General features: G+C 58.9%; 19 protein-coding genes. 11 read left to right on the top strand and 8 right to left on the bottom strand.

Going from position 1 to position 19,533, the window contains the following annotated elements:
• The first annotated feature begins 22 nt into the window (after positions 1–22).
• Complete coding sequence (locus ASQ50_RS12570) at positions 23–1,315, top strand: DUF945 family protein (protein ID WP_058091514.1); 1,293 nt, start codon at positions 23–25, stop codon at positions 1,313–1,315.
• Between the two features lie 5 nt (positions 1,316–1,320).
• Here ASQ50_RS12570 and coaD read toward each other — a convergent pair whose 3' ends face one another.
• From coaD to ASQ50_RS12590, 4 genes are all read right to left on the bottom strand, one after another.
• On the bottom strand, positions 1,321–1,803 hold the full coding sequence (gene coaD / locus ASQ50_RS12575) for a pantetheine-phosphate adenylyltransferase (RefSeq protein WP_058091513.1): 483 nt from the start codon (positions 1,801–1,803) through the stop codon (positions 1,321–1,323).
• 291 nt (positions 1,804–2,094) lie between these two features.
• Positions 2,095–3,693, bottom strand: coding sequence for a GMC family oxidoreductase (locus tag ASQ50_RS12580; protein WP_058091512.1), 1,599 nt, complete (start codon positions 3,691–3,693; stop codon positions 2,095–2,097).
• 26 nt (positions 3,694–3,719) lie between these two features.
• Positions 3,720–4,355 (bottom strand): hypothetical protein, encoded by a 636-nt coding sequence (locus tag ASQ50_RS12585; protein WP_058091511.1) that lies wholly within the window; start codon positions 4,353–4,355, stop codon positions 3,720–3,722.
• Between the two features lie 183 nt (positions 4,356–4,538).
• Entirely contained in the window at positions 4,539–5,984 is a 1,446-nt protein-coding gene (locus ASQ50_RS12590) for a coniferyl aldehyde dehydrogenase (protein ID WP_058091510.1), read from the bottom strand.
• Between the two features lie 177 nt (positions 5,985–6,161).
• On the opposite strand from ASQ50_RS12590, the gene ASQ50_RS12595 reads away from it, so the two are divergent.
• Positions 6,162–6,872, top strand: a complete 711-nt coding sequence (locus ASQ50_RS12595) for a TetR/AcrR family transcriptional regulator (protein WP_058091509.1) — start codon at positions 6,162–6,164, stop codon at positions 6,870–6,872.
• 143 nt (positions 6,873–7,015) lie between these two features.
• Here ASQ50_RS12595 and yihA read toward each other — a convergent pair whose 3' ends face one another.
• Positions 7,016–7,654 carry a ribosome biogenesis GTP-binding protein YihA/YsxC gene (gene yihA / locus ASQ50_RS12600; protein WP_058091508.1) on the bottom strand — a complete coding sequence of 213 codons (639 nt, stop codon included), beginning with the start codon at positions 7,652–7,654 and terminating at the stop codon, positions 7,016–7,018.
• 182 nt (positions 7,655–7,836) lie between these two features.
• Here yihA and ASQ50_RS12605 point away from each other — a divergent pair, with 182 nt between their 5' ends.
• The 3 genes from ASQ50_RS12605 (at position 7,837) to ASQ50_RS12615 (ending at position 10,149) form a co-directional block, all read left to right on the top strand.
• Positions 7,837–8,445 (top strand): c-type cytochrome, encoded by a 609-nt coding sequence (locus tag ASQ50_RS12605; protein ID WP_058091507.1) that lies wholly within the window; start codon positions 7,837–7,839, stop codon positions 8,443–8,445.
• Between the two features lie 157 nt (positions 8,446–8,602).
• A complete protein-coding gene (locus ASQ50_RS12610) occupies positions 8,603–9,238 on the top strand; it encodes a thiol:disulfide interchange protein DsbA/DsbL (RefSeq protein ID WP_058091506.1) in 636 nt (211 codons plus the stop codon).
• A 50-nt stretch (positions 9,239–9,288) separates the two neighbouring features.
• Complete coding sequence (locus ASQ50_RS12615) at positions 9,289–10,149, top strand: endonuclease/exonuclease/phosphatase family protein (protein ID WP_058091505.1); 861 nt, start codon at positions 9,289–9,291, stop codon at positions 10,147–10,149.
• A gap of 91 nt (positions 10,150–10,240) precedes the next feature.
• On the opposite strand, the gene rpmG is transcribed toward ASQ50_RS12615, so the two are convergent.
• From rpmG to radC, 3 genes are all read right to left on the bottom strand, one after another.
• Entirely contained in the window at positions 10,241–10,396 is a 156-nt protein-coding gene (gene rpmG, locus ASQ50_RS12620) for a 50S ribosomal protein L33 (protein ID WP_008173465.1), read from the bottom strand.
• Positions 10,397–10,407: 11 nt separating this feature from the next.
• Positions 10,408–10,644, bottom strand: a complete 237-nt coding sequence (rpmB, locus tag ASQ50_RS12625; RefSeq protein WP_058091504.1) for a 50S ribosomal protein L28 — start codon at positions 10,642–10,644, stop codon at positions 10,408–10,410.
• A gap of 218 nt (positions 10,645–10,862) precedes the next feature.
• A complete protein-coding gene (radC, locus tag ASQ50_RS12630) occupies positions 10,863–11,537 on the bottom strand; it encodes a RadC family protein (RefSeq protein ID WP_058091503.1) in 675 nt (224 codons plus the stop codon).
• 174 nt (positions 11,538–11,711) lie between these two features.
• On the opposite strand from radC, the gene coaBC reads away from it, so the two are divergent.
• From coaBC to argE, 6 genes are all read left to right on the top strand, one after another.
• Complete coding sequence (coaBC, locus tag ASQ50_RS12635) at positions 11,712–12,926, top strand: bifunctional phosphopantothenoylcysteine decarboxylase/phosphopantothenate--cysteine ligase CoaBC (protein WP_058091502.1); 1,215 nt, start codon at positions 11,712–11,714, stop codon at positions 12,924–12,926.
• On the top strand, positions 12,923–13,384 hold the full coding sequence (gene dut, locus ASQ50_RS12640) for a dUTP diphosphatase (RefSeq protein WP_058091501.1): 462 nt from the start codon (positions 12,923–12,925) through the stop codon (positions 13,382–13,384). Before coaBC ends, dut begins: the two co-directional genes overlap by 4 nt.
• 97 nt (positions 13,385–13,481) lie before the next feature.
• Entirely contained in the window at positions 13,482–16,121 is a 2,640-nt protein-coding gene (locus ASQ50_RS21740) for a phosphomannomutase/phosphoglucomutase (RefSeq protein ID WP_058091500.1), read from the top strand.
• Between the two features lie 39 nt (positions 16,122–16,160).
• Positions 16,161–17,057: an acetylglutamate kinase gene (gene argB, locus ASQ50_RS12650; protein WP_058091499.1), complete on the top strand. Its 897-nt coding sequence runs from the start codon at positions 16,161–16,163 to the stop codon at positions 17,055–17,057.
• 24 nt (positions 17,058–17,081) lie between these two features.
• The gene (locus ASQ50_RS12655; RefSeq protein WP_058091498.1) at positions 17,082–18,326 is read left to right on the top strand and encodes a hypothetical protein; all 1,245 of its coding nucleotides are present in this window, start codon (positions 17,082–17,084) and stop codon (positions 18,324–18,326) included.
• 22 nt (positions 18,327–18,348) lie between these two features.
• Complete coding sequence (argE, locus tag ASQ50_RS12660) at positions 18,349–19,518, top strand: acetylornithine deacetylase (RefSeq protein ID WP_058091497.1); 1,170 nt, start codon at positions 18,349–18,351, stop codon at positions 19,516–19,518.
• Positions 19,519–19,533 lie beyond the last annotated feature (15 nt).

Raw genomic sequence — 19,533 nt, forward strand, 5'->3', positions numbered from 1 at the left:
AAAACACAACAGGATTGGAACCTTGAATCTTAAACGTTGGACCATCGCCGGCACGGCGATACTGGTAGTGGCTGGCGTAGCCCCCTGGGGCGTGGGCTATCTGACTGAGCAACATTGGCAGGCTGCGACCGAGGAAGTCAACAATGCCCAGCCGTTCCTGCGCATGGAAACCGATCGTTACCGGCGCGGTGTGATGAGCTCCGAAGTCTCTGGTACCGCCACCTTTCTGGACCCTGCCACGGGCGAGAGTAACCGCATAGACTTTGAGGTTCAGGTTTCTCACGGCATTACTGGCAGCCACTTGAATTTCAGACCTACGGAAGGCTGGCAGCCGGAGGGGGCAGGCTGGTTCCCCAACGACGAACCAAAACTGACACTGGAAACCCGGGTTTGGGGTTCCGCCACGCTGGAATTGCAGGCCCCTGCTATCGAGATAAGCGAGCCACACGGTGGTGGTGTTTTGCGCAGCAGCGGTGGTCTGGCACGGATTGATGTTGGCCGTTTGGGTGAAAAAGCCGACATGCTGATGGTCTGGCCGGCGGTGGTGCTGTCCGGGCCGGAGATGAACGTCACCATTGAAAACGTGCACATGGAGCAGAGCCTTGCCTGGTTATCCGGTGATATCTGGACCGGCGCCGGTGCGGTCACGATTGATGCCTTGACCATGCAGGGTCCTCAGGTGCCGCCCATGGCGTTTAACGGTATCGCGCTGAGCAGTCATAGCGAGGCAGACCGAAAAGGCGAGCGACTGGATTCCTCGATTGCCCTGGCGCTGGACTCCGTTGTCTTTGATGACGGTACCTTCGGCCCGCACCGGATTGAGTTCGCTGTAGATGGTCTTGATGTTGCCAGCTGGAATGAGTTCAGTTCGGTGATGACCGACATGCAGCTGATGGCGGCGCAGGCCAGTCAATCCCCGCAGGCGGCGTTCGAGCAGCAGATGGCCCTGATGCAGCGGTTTAACGATTCGGTTCGCGGGCTAGCGGCCGCCGGATTTTCCGCAGGCATCCGGGAGTTGAGCCTGGATACGCCCGAAGGAGCTGTACAGGGAAGCCTGGACCTGTCCCACCCGGAGTTGTCTGAGAGTGAGCGGGCCAACATGCTGATGGTTATGCAGGGTTTAACCGGGGCGCTGGACTTCCGTATGCCGTTGGCCCTGGCTGAGAACTATCCGGCCGTGCGCATGCAGGTGGCACCCTTGATCAAACAGGGGTTGCTGGTGGATGCCGGCGACCAACTGGTCATGACTGGCCGCCTGCGGGATCTGGTTCTGGATATCAATGGCATCGAGATTCCGATGCCGCCACTGCTTTAATCCCTTCAGGACTTGCTGAACTTCTCTTTCAGGGCATTTGCCACTGCGGGGTCGACGAATTCGGAGATGTCGCCACCGAGCGAGGCGATTTCCCGGATCAGGGTCGACGAGATGTACGACAGGTGGTTGGCGGGTGTCAGGAATACGCTCTCCACTTCCGGGGCCAGGCGGCGGTTCATGTCGGCGAGCTGGAATTCGTACTCGAAGTCGGAGACTGCGCGCAGGCCGCGGAGTATGACGGTGGCGTTCTGCTCCCGCACGAAATCGGCGAGCAGGTTGCTGAAGCCGGTGACGCTGACGTTGGGGAGGTGGGCGGTGGCTTGCCGGACCAGTTCGCAGCGTTCTTCGAGGTTGAGCAGGGGCTGTTTCTTCGGGTTGTAGGCGACGGCGACGACGATTTCGTCGAACATGCGGCCGGCGCGTTCGATGAGGTCGGTGTGGCCGTTGGTGATGGGGTCGAAGGTGCCTGGGTAGATGACTTTTGGCATGCACAGCTCCTTTTGTTGATGGGCCGTAGGATAGCAGGAACCGTTTACATGCTGTAGTCCGCGTGGTGTACCGGGCCTTTTGCGAATGGTGCCTTGTTTCGGTGCTGGCGCCGGTCGGGGGTGGCCTCCCGGGAGACGCTACGAGCACTTCCCTGTGCGCTTCTTTCGGGCCGTCCATGGCCCTCAAGACTCCCGGGAGGACACCCCCGACCAGCGCTACCCAACTGAGTGCAGGTCTCCCCGGAATCTCTGGGAGTTTTCCACGTTTTCATCTTATTGCAGGAGCGAAGGCTAGCCTTGCTTTCTTAGCTTCTGCGCCAACCGGTTACTGTTCCTTGCCGCCAATGCATACACCGACAACTGCGGGTTCGCACCAATGCTGGTGGGGAAGATGGACGCGTCGTGGATGCTCAGGTTGGCTACCTGGTGGTGTTCGCCGAAGCCGTTGACCACGGAGTTTTTCGGGTCGGCGCCCATGCCGCAGCCGCCCATCTGGTGTGCGGTGAACAGGCGGGCGCGGTGGGGTTTCATGGGGAGTTGGTTGATGGCGTCTTTGGCCTGGGTCCAGCTGGTGTACCAGCCGGAGTCCAGGTGTACCGCCTGGACGGCTTCGGCGCCGGCGGCGAACTGGATTTCGGCCATGTCCAGGTAGGCCTGGCGGATGCCCTGCCAGAGGTAGTCGGTGATGGGGTAGTCCAGTACCGGGCTGCCGTCGTCCCGCAGGCTGACGGTGCCGCCGGGGCTGTCTTCGTGGAAGCCGTCGCGCAGCAGGGCGATGACGGATTGCATCCAGGGCAGTTGGCCGAGGTTGTCTTTCTGTTCCTGGCCGTGGCCGGGAACCACGCCGGCGGCCATGGCGGGGTGCAATGGAGGGACTTCCAGTTTGTAGCCGACCGGGCCATCGACGCCGTGTTTGAAGTTGAATTCATCGGAGTAGATGGACTGCGGCGCGCCGTAGAAGGGATCAACCTTGGCGGGCATGCGGGCGACGGTGGCGTTGACCGGGTGGATGAACGAGCGCTTGCCGACGCGTTTGTAAGGGTCCGGCAGTTCCGAGCGCAGCAGCAACCCGGGAGAACCGATGGCGCTGGCGGCGACTACGAAGTGCCGAGCTTTAAGGGTGACGGTAACGCCGGATGGCGTGACACCGTTCGGGCCCATGGCGCTGGCCTGCAGGTGGTCGATGCGGTCCTGGTTCATCACCAGCCGGTCGGCGCGCAGGCCGTGGAACAATTGGGCGTTGTTGTTCAGGGCGCCGGGGATGGTGGTCATCAGTGCGCCCTGCTTGGCGTTGGTGGGGCAACCGACGCCGCAGTAACCCAGGTTCCAGCAGCCTTTGACGTTCCGGGGGATCACCTGCCAGGAGTAGCCGAGCTTTTCACAACCTTGCTTGAGAATGTCGTTGTTCAGGTTCGGCGGTGTCATCCAGGGCGCCATGGTGTGGCGCTCTTCCCGGCCCTGGAACCAGGGGGCCATGGTGTCCGGGGCGAGGCCGCTCAGGCCGAGGTTCTGGCTCCAATAGTTCAGGGTTTCGTCTGGCGTGCGGAAACTGCTGGTCCAGTTCACGGTCGTCGAGCCGCCCACGCAGCGGCCCTGAAGAATGGCAATGGCGCCGTCTGCGGTGACCCGGCTCATGCCTTCCTGATACAGGCTGGCGTAGGACGTCAGCTCATCCATCTTGAAGTCTTTCTGGTAATACAGCCGGCCTTCTTCCACCAGAATCACCGACAGCCCCTGCCGGGCCAGAATCTCCGCCGTGGTGCCGCCACCGGCACCGGTGCCGATGACCACCACATCCGCTTCCACGGTTTGATCGGTGGTCAGTTTGCTGGCGTCAGTCACATTCCAGCCAGAAGCCAGACCCCGGGCGATAGGGTCGTTCATGGACATACTGCTCTCCGTAATCTGCGATGGGGTCAGGCGTTGTGGAACTGGGGCAGGGCATCAACCGCCCAGGCGGGTGGCCCGGGGTAGCCAGACAAGTGCCAGTGCGTGTCGTGGCCATAAAACGCCACGTTACTGATTTTGGTCAGGGCGATATAGCCGTTGTTCAGCAGACCAATCCGGCTATCCCGCCACCGATTGAGAAACGCCTCAGCACTCTCGGTAGTCACCGAGGGCCAATCCGACCACACCCGCGCCAGGGTTATCCGGGTGGGTGCGAAATTCAGCAGATCAAACAGCTTGCGCAGCTCCTTCTGGTTCGCCGGCCCAAACATCACAATGCCCTGATCAATCCGCTCGATGGTCCCGGCAATCGCATGTTGCCGCTGATTCGGCTCCTCCGGCAGCGCACCGGCAAACATCGCCGGTAACAGTGCTTCAAACAGGGCAATATCATCCCGGCTCAAAAACTCGAACTGGTAACTGGCGTCCATCCGGGAATCAACGGCACTTACCCGCCCGGCGGGGGCGGTAGCGCAGCCCGTGAGGCCGGCGGTCATGCTGACGGTGCTCAGGAAAATGGCGCCGCCGAGGCCGGTTTTCAGGAAACTGCGTCGGCTAAGTTCCGGCTGATGGTCTGGGTGGTATTCCGGGGAGGGTTTGGTCATTGTAGAGGCTTCTTTCGACGTTGTTGTTATAAGGCGGCAGGCACTTTGCCGGTGGCTGGGGTGTGGTGCGTCTTTCCAAGACTGTGCAAAACATGGATGTTTTGCTCAAGCCTACATGGAAGTATTCACGGCGTGTCTTGGAAAGACGCACCACACTCCAGCCCTGCACCAAGCAATCAGGCTTCAGCGAATAAACAGCTTATAAACCATCCGATGGGCCGCCGTTCCGTGCGGCGCATAAACAAACTTGCCGCTGTTGAATTTTTGCTTGGTAAAGATCGCCCGATGATGGGAGAAAGTCAGGAACCCTTCCTTGCCATGGTAATGGCCCATACCGGAATCACCGATACCACCAAACGGCAGATCATCCTGCGCCACATGCATCAACGCATCGTTGATACACATGCCGCCAGACAGCGTGTTATCCACCACAAACTGCTGGTGCGACTTGTCATAGCCAAAGAAGTACAGCGCCAGCGGACGCGGCCGATCATTGATGTAATGCACGGCTTCCTCCAGACCACCGTAGCTCACCACCGGCAGAATCGGCCCGAAAATCTCATCCTGCATCACCTTCATATCCGGCGTGGTTTTCAGTACCAGCGTCAGCGGAATCTTTCGGGTGCCGTCCTTCATGTTCTCATTGGCCGGATTGATCTCCACCAGCTCGGCACCTTTGGCCCGGGCGTCCTCCAGATAGCTCTGCAGGCGATCGTACTGGCGCTCATTGATGATCGCCGTGAAATCATCGTTATCCCGCAGGCTCGGATACATCTCCGCAAACCTGGCGCGGAACTCATCCACAAACCCCTGAACCCGATCCGCCGGGCACAGCACGTAATCCGGTGCCACACAGGTCTGGCCCGCGTTAAATGCCTTACCAAAAGCAATCCGCTGGGCCGCGTCTTCCATCGGCACATCCGGAGACACAATCGCAGGCGACTTGCCGCCCAGTTCCAGGGTCACCGGCGTCAGGTTTTCTGCGGCCGCGCGCATCACCAGTTTGCCTACCGAAGTGGAACCGGTGAACAGCAGGTGATCAAAGGGGCGCTGGGAGAAATCGGCGGCCACGTCCGCCTCGCCAGTAATCACCGAGACCAGATCCTCCGGGAACATGGATTCAATGATTTCCTTGAACAGTGCGGAGGTGTGCGGAGTGAATTCCGACATCTTGATCATGGTGCGATTGCCGGCAGCCAGAGACGCCACCAGTGGACCAACGGCCAGATACAGCGGATAGTTCCAGGGCACGATCACACCGACCACACCCTTGGGCTGGTAATGCACCTTGTTACTGGCGGGCTGGAACAGAACGGAGACGTGCCGCTTGGACGGCTTCATCCACTCGTTCAGATGTTTGAGCGTGTAGTTGATACCCTGGATGGATGGCATTACCTCTGCAATCAGGGTTTCATCTTTGGAGCGGCAGCTGAAGTCCCTGTCAATGGCCTCTACCAGACGGTCCTGATGGCATAGCAGGGCACGCTTGAGTCGTTTCAGATTCTCCTTGCGTTCGGTCAGAGACGGCATCGGGTTGTTCCGGAACGCCTTCTTCTGGTCCTCAAACACGCGATGGGTGTGCTGAATCTGCTTTTTGCTCTCAGTGAGCTGGACGACAGTGGCTCCCATGTTTCTCTCCCCATTGGCTGCAGGGCGATACCCTGAGCCTGTTGTTTTTGGTTGGCTAAAATCTGGACGATTTGCACTTGAGGCTATTATTAGAGTATATACTCTAGGCAGTCAAGAAATGACGGTTGGCTCATCGGGCCATCCGTGATGCAGATAACAACAATCACTGGCGGGACGATGAAAACCAGAGACAAGATTCTGCTATCCAGTCTGGAGCTTTTTAACGAGCGGGGTGAAAGGAACATCACCACCAATCACATTGCCGCGCACCTGGCGATTTCTCCGGGCAACCTGTATTACCACTTCCGGAACAAGTCCGACATCATCTACGAAATCTTCCAGGAGTATGAAAAACTGGTGGATTATTACCTCGATATTCCGGAGGATCGGCTGCTGACGCTTGACGACCTGACCTTTTACCTGGAATCGGTGTTTGACGGTTTGTGGAGTTACCGCTTCTTTCACCGGGACCTGGAATACCTGCTGGACAGCGATACCAGGCTGCGCCAGGACTATCGGGAATTCACCAATCGATGTCTTGCTGCCATCAACCGTATCTTCGGCAAGCTGGCGGAGGCGGGTATTATTGAGCCGCAGCCGGAAGATTTACGTTCGGCCATGTCGCTCAACGTCTGGCTGGTCATCACCAACTGGATGGCTTTTCTGAAGACCGCCCACGCCAGTGACGAGCCTGCCAGTCTCACCCTGACCGAACTCAAGCAGGGTATTTATCAGGTGTTGACTCTGGAATTGCCTTATCTGACCCCGAATTATCGCGAGCAGGTGCTGGCGTTACGTGAAAAGTATCGGCCAACGCTGCCGGAAAATCCGGAGCAGAACGGTGAGTCCTCGCGGGCTGAAACCGGGGTTTCTGTCCGGATTGGTTAAAAATTGAACTTTTTTCCGCGATCGCGTTCAAAGGTAGTGACGTGGGAAACCGGACATTTCCTGCGTCTCCTGAGTGAGTTCTCAGGTGCGTCGCAAACCCTGACGTTTCACCGGCCTGTCTGATGGCAGGCCGGTTTTTTTCATCAGGGGGTTTCCGATTCCGGCGCCTCCAGCCAGTCTGTCAATGCTTCCCGGCATTCATCCACGCCACGTTTTGAGGTGGCGGAAAACATGATCAGGTGTGCTACGCACGCATAGGGTTTCAGCTTCTGGGCAATGCCCAGCATGGCCGTTTTCGCTTGCCCAAATTTCAGCTTGTCGGCTTTGGTGGCAAGAATCATCAACGGCAGGTTGTTATGCTCGCACCATTCCACCATCATTTGGTCGAAGTCGGTGAGTGGGTGCCGGATATCCATCACCAGCACCAGGCCTCGCAGGCAGCGGCGATCATTCAGGTAATGCCCCAGATGCTGTTGCCAGTCGTCTTTCATGTCCCGGGAGACTTTGGCGTAGCCGTAACCGGGCAGGTCGACCAGGCGCAGGTTCTCTTTATTGAGTGTAAAAAAGTTTATCAGCCGGGTGCGGCCGGGTGTTTTACTGGTCCGGGCCAGTTTGCCGTTGGCAGTAATGGCGTTCAGCGCGCTGGACTTGCCGGCATTGGAGCGCCCAGCGAAGGCAACCTCGGCACCGATGTCGGGCGGGCACTCGTCCAGTTTGGACGCGCTGATCAGAAAACGGGCACTGTTGAACGAAACGCTTTTTTGAGTCAGATCAGGGTCCACGATGGTTGGTATTCCTTTGGATTTCAGTTATCGGCGATTAATGTATAATGCTACACCAATTTCCGGCGGGACGCTGCGCGTTGCCGCTGTCAGTCCCGGTGATAAGCCAGATAGATTGGCGCCTGCCGGCTGCACAACGAAGAATACTTTCAAGATGCAAAGATGAGAGAAGCGGAGCGAGCATGAAAAGACTGATCGCAGGAGTTGTTCTCGGAGTTGGCCTGACGGCAATGGCTCACGGGGCAGGGGATCCGGCAGCGGGTGAACAGAAAGCAGCGGTGTGTGCCAGCTGCCACGGGCAGGGCGGAGCCAAGCCGATTATGGCGGTGTATCCGAAATTGTCCGGATTGGGCGAGAAATACCTGTATCGCCAACTGGTCGATATCAAAAACGGAGACCGTCCGATTCCGGAAATGACCGGCTTGCTGAATAATATGTCTGATCAGGACCTGTGGGATCTGGCTGCCTACTATAACGAGCAGGAAATGGTTGTTGGCCAGGCCGATCCGGACCTGGTTGAGCGTGGTCAGGCGCTGTTTCGTGGCGGCAACATGGCCTCTGGTGTTCCCTCCTGTGCCGGGTGTCACAGCCCGACTGGTGCCGGTAACGAGCCGGCGGGCTATCCGCGCTTGGGCGGCCAGACTGCCGAATACGTAGAGAAGCAGCTGAAAGCCTACCGTGACGGCGAGCGTGCAGGTACCACCAACGCCAACATCATGGTGGACGTGGCTAGCCGTCTGACCGATGCCGAGATCAAGGCCTTGGCAAACTACGTTTCCGGCCTGCACTGAGTCCGGCTTGACGTAGTGAGTTGTAAAAACCCCGCCAAGGCGGGGTTTTTACTGCTTACCTTTCCGTAACCATTCCCTTCTGGCCAGCAGTGGAACTTTCCCGGTTTGCTGGGTCATAATCGTTGTCACATCAGAACATCGAACTCGGAGACTCCCGATGATAAGAACACTAGGCACAGTTGTTGTTTTCGCGCTGTCTATGGCGGTTGGTGCTGTTGCGCAGGCTCAGTCATGGGTTGAGAACACTCATTACCGCACCCTGGATAATCCGGTTCGCACCGCATCGGACGAAGGCGTAGAAGTTGCCGAAGTGTTCTGGTATGGCTGCCCTCACTGCTATACCTTCAAGCCGCTTATCGAGTCTTGGGCCGACCAGGCGCCTGACTACGTGAATTTCGTGAAGCTGCCGGCAGCACTGGGTCAAAGTTGGGAGCCTCACGCTTACGCCTTTTATGCTTTGGAGGCCATGGGTGAGCTGGACAAGGTGCATGACGCCCTGTTTACGGCGCTGGCTGGCGAGCGTCGCCCCCTGAATTCCCCCGAAGCTCTGGCGGATTTCGTTAGCGGCTACGGCGTTGATGCCGAGGAGTTTCTTAACAACTACCGCAGCTTCGGTGTTCGTGCGCGGGTTCAGCAGGCCCAGGCCAAGATCCGCGGCGCGCGCATCACCGGTACACCGACTATGCTGGTAAATGGCAAGTACGTGGTCAGCGCCTCCATGGCAGGTGGTCATGAGGCCGTGCTGTCTGTGGTTGACTACCTGGTCGAGCAGGAACGCGCTGCGGCAGAGTGAGCCGCCGGTATTGAGGGGCGCGTTCAGGTTCAGCGTGGGAATCCCCTGTTATGTATAAGCGTCTGCGCAATCAGATTAATGGCATTCTCCGGGGGCCGGAAGGTCCCCGGGGGGCCTGTTCTGGTAGCGAGCATGTGCCTGAGTTCGAGCCCCATCGTCATATCCGGCTGCTCACTTTCAATATCCAGGTGGGCATCAATACCTCGTCTTACCATCACTACCTGACCCGCAGCTGGCAGCACTTTCTGCCTCATCGTCGCCGCATCGAGAATCTCGACCGTATTGCCACCCTGTTGCGGCAATACGACGTGGTGGCGTTGCAGGAATGCGACGGTGGCAGTTTGCGCAGTGGCTATATCAACCAGGTTCAGTATCTGGCAGAAGCCGCCGGTATTCCCTACTGGTATCAGCAATTAAACCGCAATCTTGGTCAGATCGCGCAGCACAGTAACGGTCTGTTGAGTCGGTATCGGCCTCTGGATGTCACTGAGCACAAACTGCCCGGCCTGATTCCTGGCCGTGGAGCGATCATTGCCCGGTATGGTTCGGAAGACGATCCGCTCATACTGGTACAAATGCACCTGTCCCTCAGCAAGGCGGCACAGCAGCGGCAACTGGGTTACGTGCGGGATCTCATTGCCGACTACCGGCACGTAGTCCTGATGGGGGATATGAATGCTCATGCAGAGCAGCTGCTGACACAAACGCCCTTGAAAGAAACCGGCTTGATACCCCTGCCGGGCACGGCTCACAGCTTCCCCAGTTGGCGGCCCGAAAAGGCTCTGGACCACATTATGGTCAGCCCTTCCCTGGAAATCCGGCGTGCCGAGGTGATCAGTTATCCGGTATCGGATCATTTGCCCATCGCCATGGATGTGGCCTTGCCGAAGGGGTACCTGGAAACTTTTTAAGGCCTGCGAGGCCCTTTCGGTGCAGGGGTGTTTTGCTCAGGTATAAAAAAACCCGGCTCGCAGGCCGGGTTTTTTGTGGAGGCAGGACCAATTACTTGATCTTGGCTTCCTTGTACGCAACGTGCTTGCGGACAACCGGATCGTACTTTTTGATCTCGATTTTTTCCGGAGTGTTACGCTTGTTCTTTTTGGTCGTGTAGAAGTGACCAGTGCCTGCTGATGAGACCAGCTTGATTTTCTCGCGCATGATGCGGCTCCTTAAACTTTCTCGCCGCGGGCACGAAGATCGGCCAGCACAGCGTCGATGCCTTTTTTGTCGATGATGCGCATGCCCTTGGTGGAAACGCGCAGCTTCACGAAACGCTTCTCGGTCTCAACCCAGAAACGATGGTTCTGCAGATTCGGCAGAAAACGACGACGAGTGTGGTTCATCGCGTGGGATACATTGTTACCGGTAACCGGACGCTTACCGGTAACCTGACAAACTCTGGACATACTTGCCTCCGACCTGAGCAATGGTCTATCAATACGAATTCGTTTTTTAATGCGTCTCTGGTTGCTCCGGAGCAATAACTGCCACCGGTTCGCGCCTCTAAACTGAACGCTGCTCGCCAGACGCCGCCAGAAAGGGACGCTTTTATACCAGAACTGGCCGGCCAACGCAAAAAATTGTTGGGAATTTGGCCAGTTTTCCGGAATCGACCCTGCTGCAGCTACATCAACCCTCTTTCAGCCAGGGATACTACCTCACCATGGCCGATAACCATATGGTCAAGAACCCTGATATCCACCAGTCCGAGCGCTTCTTTCAGTCTGCGGGTCAGGGAAATGTCCGCCTGGCTGGGCTCCGCGACGCCAGAGGGGTGATTGTGGGCAAAAATGACAGCGGCGGCGTTGTCTTCGAGGGCCTGGCGAACCACTTCCCGGGGATACACGGCGGCGCCGTCAATGGTGCCGCGAAACAGTTCCCGGTACTGGATCACCCGGTGGCGGTTATCCAGAAACAGGCCGGCGAACACTTCGTGGGGGTAAGTGCCCAGCCGGCTGGTGAGAAAACGGCGGGTGTCGGCCGGTGAGCGTAGCGGATCGCCCTGGCGAAGTGGTTCGTCCATCACCCGGCGGGCCATCTCCATGGCGGCCTGAACCTGGGCGTATTTGGCCGTGCCCAGGCCTTTGACCTCACAGAACTGCCTGCGGGAGGCGGTCATCAAGCCCCGCAGGCCGGAAAACTCGGCGATCAGATGGCGGGCCAGTTGCATCACCGGCATGCCGGTGGTGCCGGTGCGCAGGAAAATGGCCAGGAGTTCGGCGTCAGACAGGGCTTCCGGGCCGTGGGCCAGAAGGCGCTCACGGGGCCGTTCATCGGTTGGCCAGGCAGGGTTGGTCATGCTGTGCTTCCTTGCGTGTCAGATTGTGATGCATCCTGCATCGGTTCTCAGAATTACAAAGGTTACTCCAAAAAGTAACCTTTGGTAAACGAACGGGTGCTCTTGCAGGCTGCCTGCCGGGCCCGGGCGTGCTATCTTATAACCCTTTCATTTTACGGGATTACGGAGCCCTTCATGGCTGCCAAACGAATTCTGATGGGAATCACCGGTGGCATTGCTGCCTATAAAAGTGCCGAACTGGTCCGGCTGCTCAAGAAAGCGGGCCTTGAAGTGCGGGTGGTGATGACCCGGGGTGCCGAGGCATTTGTGACGCCGCTGACGTTTCAGGCTCTCAGCGGCGAGCCGGTGCGTACATCGCTTCTGGACCCGGAGGCCGAGGCCGGCATGGGTCATATTGAACTGGCCAAATGGGCCGATCAGGTGGTGGTGGCGCCCGCGTCTGCGGATTTTCTGGCCCGTCTGGCCCAGGGCATGGCGGATGACCTGCTGACCACGGTTTGTTGTGCCACTGAGGCGCCCATTGCGGTGGCCCCCGCCATGAATCAGGCCATGTGGAAAAATTTCCGGACCCAGAGAAACATGTCCCTGCTGGCGGAAGACCCGCAGATCACCGTCTGGGGGCCGGATCAAGGCGAGCAGGCCTGCGGTGATACAGGTCCTGGCCGGATGCTGGAGCCGGACGCCCTTGCCAGCCGGATTCTGGCTGATGCAGCCCGGGCCACTGTCGGAGCGCTGGCGGGAAAACGGGTGGTGATCACAGCAGGCCCTACCCGTGAACCCATTGATCCGGTGCGTTATATCTCCAACCACAGCTCCGGCAAAATGGGTTATGCCCTGGCTCGGGCGGCAGCAGATGCGGGTGCCCAGGTGGTACTGGTGAGTGGCCCGGTTAACCTGCCGGTGCCGGATGGCGTGGCAGTCCGACCGGTGATGACGGCACAAGACATGTTGCAGGAAGCCGAGCGGGTAGTGGCGGAGGGCTGCGACATTTTTATCGCCACAGCGGCGGTGGCTGATTACCGGCCTGCGGCCTGTGCCGGCGACAAGATCAAGAAAACGGACGAAGCGATGACACTGTCGCTGGTGCGCAATCCGGATACGCTGGCGACCATTGCCGCCCGCAAGAATCCTCCGTTTACCGTGGGTTTCGCCGCTGAAACCACAGATGTCGCCCGCTATGCCCACGATAAAATGCAACGCAAGAAGCTCAATATGATCGTGGCCAACGACGTGTCCGTCCCGGGGCTGGGCTTTAACAGCGATCAGAATGCCGTCACGGTATTCTGGCCGAGCGGGGAGCAGGCGATTGGCCCGGACAGCAAACAGGCCATCGCAGACACATTGGTGGCGTTGATCGCCGAACACAGCAACAAGGTCGGGAACTCATGACGCAAAAGAAACTGCAGGTACGAATCCTGGACGATCGAATTGGCACCGACATACCGTTTCCGGAGTATGCAACGCCGGGCTCGGCCGGCCTGGATCTGCGTGCTTGCCTGAATGCGCCATTAACGGTCGAGCCGGGCGAGACTCACCTGATTCCGACCGGGCTATCCGTGCACATTGCCGACCCGTCGCTGGCGGCAATGATCCTGCCGCGCAGCGGTCTTGGTCACAAGCACGGCATCGTACTGGGCAACCTGGTGGGGTTAATCGATTCCGATTACCAGGGTGAATTGATGGTGTCATGCTGGAACCGGGGCCAAACCGCTTTCACCATCGCCATCGGTGAACGTATTGCCCAGCTGGTTCTGGTGCCGGTTGTGCAGGCAGACTTTGAAGTGGTCTCTGAATTCGGCGCCAGTACCCGCGGCGAGGGCGGGTTTGGTTCAACCGGAACGCACTGAGTCGGTTACCGGAGGCTGGCAGCGTTTATGCAGGTCGGCGTCTATACTTTGCTGGTAACTGATTGTCCGGGACGTAAAAATCATTGCGGGAAGCACTATGAAACTCGGTAAAAAGAAAATCAAAGAGCCGTCGGTGGATGATAATCCCGAAAAGAAGCCGGGAAAGAAAAACAAGCGAAAAACAGAATCCTCAGGGTCTGGCCTCAAACGACTCAACACCGTTGCACTCAATCAGTCGCTGGTGGTGGTTCTGGCCGGCGTGGTTGCGGTGGCCCTGCTGCATTTCCTGGTGGTTGTGCCCGCCGGTGAGCGCAGTTACCAGCAGGCCCGGGTGGTTGAGGCCGACGGCGCCCAACAGAGGCTGAACCAGTATTTTAGCGCCCAGCAGGAACAAGTGCGTGCCCTGGCCAATCAGCGCTATGTGAGTAATCAGCTTGCCGAACAAGGTGACCGGGACGAGCTGGCGCGCCAGCTGCAGGCGGCGTTGCCGGGAGCCCTGGCGGTTTTTGTTTTCCGTTACCGTGATATTCCCCGTACCGGCAGCAGCGACGGCCTGCTCGGGTTTGCCGGCCTGGAGCTGGCCCGGCGGGCAGAGAACGGGCAGTCACTATTGCCAGACGCCTTTCCCCGTAACGATCAGTGGTATCTTCAGTACGCCGCGCCAGTTCGACATCCGGTCAGCAACGCAGTGCAGGGCAGTGTGCTGGTGGTTTACGGCGCGGATCAGCTTCGGCCCCTTCTGACCGTTGGCAACCGCCAGTTGGGAGGCCAGTTGTCGCTGGTGCAGGCGGCATCGGGTTCCCAGCGCACCGTGGTCAGCGCCGGCCGGGGGACGGGCCCTTCTGAAACCAGAACCCTGTCGAATCCTGACTGGTCAGTGGTATTCCAGCCGGCCCGGGCGCCAGAGGCACCGGTCAATACCATCTTGGCCGCCGTGCTGGTCGGCATTCCGGGACTGGTGGCCGCAATTGTTGTCTGGGTGTTGTTGGGCGGCGCCCAGCGAGGCATTCGCCAGGATGTGACGGCCTTGATCCAGTGGTCGCACAAGGTGTTTGGCGGCGAGCGGGTGAAACTGCCGACCTTCCGTTGGGATATGGTGGCATCTACCGGCGAGGTGCTGTTCCGCCTGTCGCAGATGGTTGATAAACGGCTGGCAAAAGCCGCCGAGAGCGCAAAACCGCAGCCGGCGGCAGCCGGTGCCAGAAAGCCCGCTTCCGGCGAAGAAGAACCCCTGCTCCAGGACAAGGACATGCCCGACATCGATATGCTCGATGGCGACGAGGATGTGCTTGGTTTTGGCAGTGGCGATGATGCCCTGTTTGATGAGGATATCCCCGAGGTAGTGGAAGCCGAGCTGCCGTCGGTCGAGGTTGCCCCTGAAATCTTCAGGGCCTATGACATCCGTGGCATTGTTGGCGAGACCCTGTCGCCCGAAGTGGTGAGGGTGATTGGTCTTGCCATTGGTTCCGTGGCCTCGGCCCGTGGAGTTACCTCCATCTGCATTGGTTACGATGGTCGCCATTCCAGCCCGGACCTGGCCGATGCATTGGCCAGTGGCATCATGGCTACCGGTTGTCATGTGATCCATGTGGGCGCGGTGCCCACGCCGGTGCTCTATTTTGCCACACACCAGTTGCAGACTGGCTCCGGCGTGATGGTGACCGGTAGCCACAATCCGGCCAACTATAACGGCCTGAAGATCATGCTCGGCGGCGAAACCTTGTCTGGCGAGGCGATTCAGAAACTTTACCAGCGTATTCAGACCGCCGACTTCACCTCTGGTCAGGGCGCCCAGTCCCGGGAAGATGTGCGCCGGGCCTATCTGGATCGGATTGTCGGTGACATCGCCGTGGCCGCGCCGCTTAAAGTCGTGGTGGATGCTGGCAATGGTATCGCGGGCGAACTTGGCCCCATGCTGATCGAAGAGCTTGGCTGTGAGGTAACCCCGCTGTACTGCGAGGTGGATGGTGACTTCCCCAATCACCACCCGGACCCCGGCAAGCCGGCCAACCTGCAGGATCTGATCGCCAAAGTGCAGGAAACCGGCGCCGATATCGGCCTGGCCTTTGATGGTGACGGTGATCGCCTGGGTGTGGTAACCAACACCGGAAAGATCATCTGGCCGGACCGGTTGCTGATGCTGTTCGCCCGGGATGTGGTGTCCCGAAACCCGGGGGCGGATGTCCTGTACGATGTGAAATGCAGTCGTCGCCTGGCAGGCGTGATTTCCGAAGCCGGTGGCCGGCCCATCATGTGGAAGTCCGGCCACTCACTGATGAAAGCGAAAATGAAAGAAAGCGGCGCGCTGTTGGCAGGTGAAATGAGCGGCCACGTATTCTTTGGTGAACGTTGGTACGGCTTCGATGACGGCCTGTATTCAGCCGCCCGGTTGCTGGAAATCCTGGGTATTGAGGATCGTCACAGCGACGATGTCTTTGCCGATTTCCCCGAGGATATCAGCACGCCCGAGCTGAATGTCGAGGTGACGGAAACCGAGAAGTTCGCGATCATTGAGCGCCTTGGCAAGCTGGGTGAATTTGGTGACGGCAACATCAGTACCATCGACGGCATTCGGGTAGATTATACCGATGGCTGGGGCCTATGCCGGGCGTCCAACACCACGCCGGTTCTGGTGCTGAGGTTTGAGGCTGAAACCGACGAGGCCCTTGAACGGATCAAGGCCGTCTTTCGTGAGCAATTACAGAAGGCCGCACCCGAACTGGTTGCGGACTTCTGACAAGATACATTCTCTGACAGCAAGGAATTACACATCACCATGGCGCTGGATCGTGAAACAGCAATGCAGGTGGCCTCGGTACTGAGCCGGGGCCTGCCCTATATCCAAAGATTTACTGGCAAGACCGTTGTGATCAAATACGGCGGTAATGCCATGGAAAACGAAGAGCTCAAAAGCAGCTTTGCCCGGGACGTGGTACTGATGAAACTGGTGGGCATCAACCCCATCGTGGTTCACGGCGGCGGCCCCCAGATTGGCGAGCTGCTGGAGCGTTTGAACATCAAATCCCGCTTTGTGAACGGCATGCGCGTGACCGACGCCGAAACCATGGATGTGGTGGAAATGGTGCTGGGCGGCCAGGTAAACAAGGAAATTGTATCCCTGATCAACGCCCAGGGCGGCACCGCCGTGGGCCTGACCGGTAAAGACGCCAACCTGATTCGTGCCCGCAAGCTGGAGGTAGTTGACCGTTCACCGGAACTGGAACGACCGGAGATCATCGACATTGGCCACGTGGGGGAGGTTGCCAGTGTTAATGTCGATGTGATCGACATGCTCACCCGCAGCAACGTGATTCCGGTGATTGCCCCCATCGGTGTGGGCCCGGATGGCGCCTCCTATAACATCAACGCTGACCTGGTGGCCGGCAAGGTGGCGGAAGCCATGAAGGCGGAAAAGCTGATTCTGCTGACCAATGTCTCCGGCCTGAAGAGCAAGGAAGACAAGGTGCTGACCGGCTTGACCGCCCAGCAGGTTAACGACCTGATTGATGATGGCACCATCCACGGCGGCATGCTGCCGAAGATTCGCTGCGCGCTCAGTGCAGTGGAGAACGGCGTGCGTACCTCCCACATCATTGATGGCCGTGTTGCCCATGCCTGTTTGCTGGAAATCTTTACCGACGAAGGCGTTGGTACCCTGATTTCCCGGAACTAAACAACCTGACCCGGGAGCAACCGGATGAAGCGCCTGTTGTCATTTCTGATCACGTTGGGAATTGTGGCTTTTGTCGGTTTCAAGGCCGGCGTCTGGTGGCTGACGGATCAGCGCATGGCACAAGTGCGGTCGGAGCTCTCCAGCTATGGTGTGCTGGAGCGAGGCCAGATCGGCTCGGCTCTGGACGGCCGGGTGACCTTGAGGCAGTCCCGTTGGGAAGACTTTCGACTGACCCAGCCGTTGCAGCTGGGTCTGATTGAATTTGATGTCGGTTCGCCTGTGACCCTTCTGACCACCCTGGCCAACCCGTCACCGCTGCCAGCGACCTGGTCGCTGACGGCAGAGCAGGCCAGCATGGCTCTGGAGCCGACCATGTTCCGGAACTGGCTGACCGCGGGTACCGAATCACAATCACGGCTGCCGCCGCTGGTGTCGCTGGCCTGTGCGCCTGATCCCCGGCAGCAACTGGGCAGTGGCGACCTGATGCGCATGGGGATTTCGGCTATTCGCGGGGACGTGCACCTGAGGCAGGGCCCTGAAGGTGTCGGGTTGGAGATCAACAGTGCAGAAACCGGCAGCCTGGAAGCGGAATGGCCGGACGCCCGGGTTAATCTCTCCGGCCTGGCGGCCACCCTGGAGAGCAGTGCTGAACCAGTTCGTATCACCTTTCGGGACGCTGGTTTGATGCGCCGCCTGTCGGCTTACTGTGCCCGGGAAACCGGGCAGGACGTGAACCAATGGGCCAGTAACGCTGTCTCTGTGATGGCGGCAAGCCTGCAAGCTCGTGGCTACGATGGCAGCGATCAATTGCTGGCACTTTACCGCCAGTGGCTGTTGGAAGGTGGCGAGCTGCAATTTGCCATTACACCCGGCTCTGGCACTTTTGGCATACCCGTACGCTCTGAATCGGCGCCCGAAGCCGCCTGGCCGGTTGACTATAATGGTGCCGGGGTTCCCGATATCTACCTGACCGAAATGGAAGCCCCCGAGCCACAGTTGCCTCTGGAAGCACTGGAACCGGTGATCCCCCGGGAGGAGCCCGGTGTTCAGCAATGGTACCCGGCGGACCTGGAAGGGGCGCAGACCTGGCTGGGGCGGCAGGTGAGGGTAACGCTGTCTAACGGCAATCAGGTAGAGGGTCGCCTGGTCAGCGCGGGGGAGCGTGAGCTGGAAGTGTCACGCACCGTTGCCGGCGGAGAGGTGGCTTATCCAATATTGATTCGGGCCATCACCCAGTTTGATGTCTGGCGGCGAGGCAGGGCAGACTGAGATCAACGACCGGGAGGCTACCATGGCGCACAGCACTGACAAGTTACAGACCATACCGGACATCCGGGACATGCTGACTCGGTTGATTTCGCTGCCCTCCATCAGCAGCGCATCACCGGACTGGGACCACAGTAACGAAGCGGTTGTAAGAACCCTGGCCGAATGGCTGGAGCCCATGGGGTTTGCGGTGGAAATCCTGGAAGTGCCGGGTATGCCGGGCAAATACAACCTGATTGCCACGCTTGGCAGCGGCCCGGGCGGGTTGGTGCTGTCTGGCCATACCGATACCGTTCCGTTCGATGACAAGCGTTGGCAAAGTGATCCGTTCACCCTGACCGAAAAGGACAATCGCTGGTACGGCCTGGGTACCTGCGATATGAAAGGCTTCTTTCCGCTGGCCATTGAAGCGGCCAAAACTTTTGTCGACCAGCCGCTTCAGCAACCATTGATCATCCTCGCCACGGCGGACGAAGAAAGCTCCATGAACGGCGCCCGGGCACTGGCGGAGGCCGGCAAACCGAAGGCCCGGTATGCGGTCGTCGGCGAGCCGACCAACCTCAAGCCGGTGCGCATGCACAAGGGCATCATGATGGAGCGGCTGCGGTTTGATGGTCAATCCGGCCATTCCTCCAACCCGGACCTTGGTCGCAATGCCCTGGAGGGCATGCACGAGGCCCTGGGGGAACTACTGAATCTGCGCACCGAATGGCAGGAAAAATACCGAAACCCTAACTTTAAAGTGCAGGTACCGACGCTGAACCTGGGCTGCATTCACGGGGGTGACAACCCGAACCGGATCTGCGCCCAGTGCGAACTCCACTTCGATTTGCGTCCGTTGCCGGGGATGAACATGGAAACCCTGCGCCAGGCGATCCTCAACCGGATGCAGCCCCTGGCAGAACGTCGGCAATTGAACCTGACTTTCGAGCCCTTGTTCGACGGCGTGCCGCCTTTTGAAACGCCGGCCGATGCGGCCCTGGTCAAGGCGTGTGAAACGCTGACCGGCCATACCGCCCACGCGGTTGCCTTCGCCACCGAGGCGCCCTGGTTGCAGAAGCTGGGCCTGGAAACCCTGGTGATGGGGCCTGGTTCCATTGACCAGGCGCATCAGCCGGATGAGTTTCTTGAGATGTCGCAATTACAACCCACCGTGGATATTCTGCGCGGTCTGATCAAGCAGTTTTGTCTGTGATGGAAGGGGAGAAAG

Origin of the sequence: Marinobacter sp. LQ44 (assembly GCF_001447155.2) — a bacterium.
GTDB lineage: Bacteria > Pseudomonadota > Gammaproteobacteria > Pseudomonadales > Oleiphilaceae > Marinobacter.

Coding starts and splice junctions, on each gene's coding strand:
- coaD (WP_058091513.1), bottom strand. CDS start 1,803: ATGCCAAAAGTCATCTACCCAGGCACCTTCGACCCCATCACCAACGGC.
- ASQ50_RS12580 (WP_058091512.1), bottom strand. CDS start 3,693: ATGTCCATGAACGACCCTATCGCCCGGGGTCTGGCTTCTGGCTGGAAT.
- ASQ50_RS12585 (WP_058091511.1), bottom strand. CDS start 4,355: ATGACCAAACCCTCCCCGGAATACCACCCAGACCATCAGCCGGAACTT.
- ASQ50_RS12590 (WP_058091510.1), bottom strand. CDS start 5,984: ATGGGAGCCACTGTCGTCCAGCTCACTGAGAGCAAAAAGCAGATTCAG.
- ASQ50_RS12595 (WP_058091509.1), top strand. CDS start 6,162: ATGAAAACCAGAGACAAGATTCTGCTATCCAGTCTGGAGCTTTTTAAC.
- ASQ50_RS12605 (WP_058091507.1), top strand. CDS start 7,837: ATGAAAAGACTGATCGCAGGAGTTGTTCTCGGAGTTGGCCTGACGGCA.
- ASQ50_RS12610 (WP_058091506.1), top strand. CDS start 8,603: ATGATAAGAACACTAGGCACAGTTGTTGTTTTCGCGCTGTCTATGGCG.
- ASQ50_RS12615 (WP_058091505.1), top strand. CDS start 9,289: ATGTATAAGCGTCTGCGCAATCAGATTAATGGCATTCTCCGGGGGCCG.
- rpmG (WP_008173465.1), bottom strand. CDS start 10,396: ATGCGCGAGAAAATCAAGCTGGTCTCATCAGCAGGCACTGGTCACTTC.
- rpmB (WP_058091504.1), bottom strand. CDS start 10,644: ATGTCCAGAGTTTGTCAGGTTACCGGTAAGCGTCCGGTTACCGGTAAC.
- radC (WP_058091503.1), bottom strand. CDS start 11,537: ATGACCAACCCTGCCTGGCCAACCGATGAACGGCCCCGTGAGCGCCTT.
- coaBC (WP_058091502.1), top strand. CDS start 11,712: ATGGCTGCCAAACGAATTCTGATGGGAATCACCGGTGGCATTGCTGCC.
- dut (WP_058091501.1), top strand. CDS start 12,923: ATGACGCAAAAGAAACTGCAGGTACGAATCCTGGACGATCGAATTGGC.
- ASQ50_RS21740 (WP_058091500.1), top strand. CDS start 13,482: ATGAAACTCGGTAAAAAGAAAATCAAAGAGCCGTCGGTGGATGATAAT.
- argB (WP_058091499.1), top strand. CDS start 16,161: ATGGCGCTGGATCGTGAAACAGCAATGCAGGTGGCCTCGGTACTGAGC.
- ASQ50_RS12655 (WP_058091498.1), top strand. CDS start 17,082: ATGAAGCGCCTGTTGTCATTTCTGATCACGTTGGGAATTGTGGCTTTT.
- argE (WP_058091497.1), top strand. CDS start 18,349: ATGGCGCACAGCACTGACAAGTTACAGACCATACCGGACATCCGGGAC.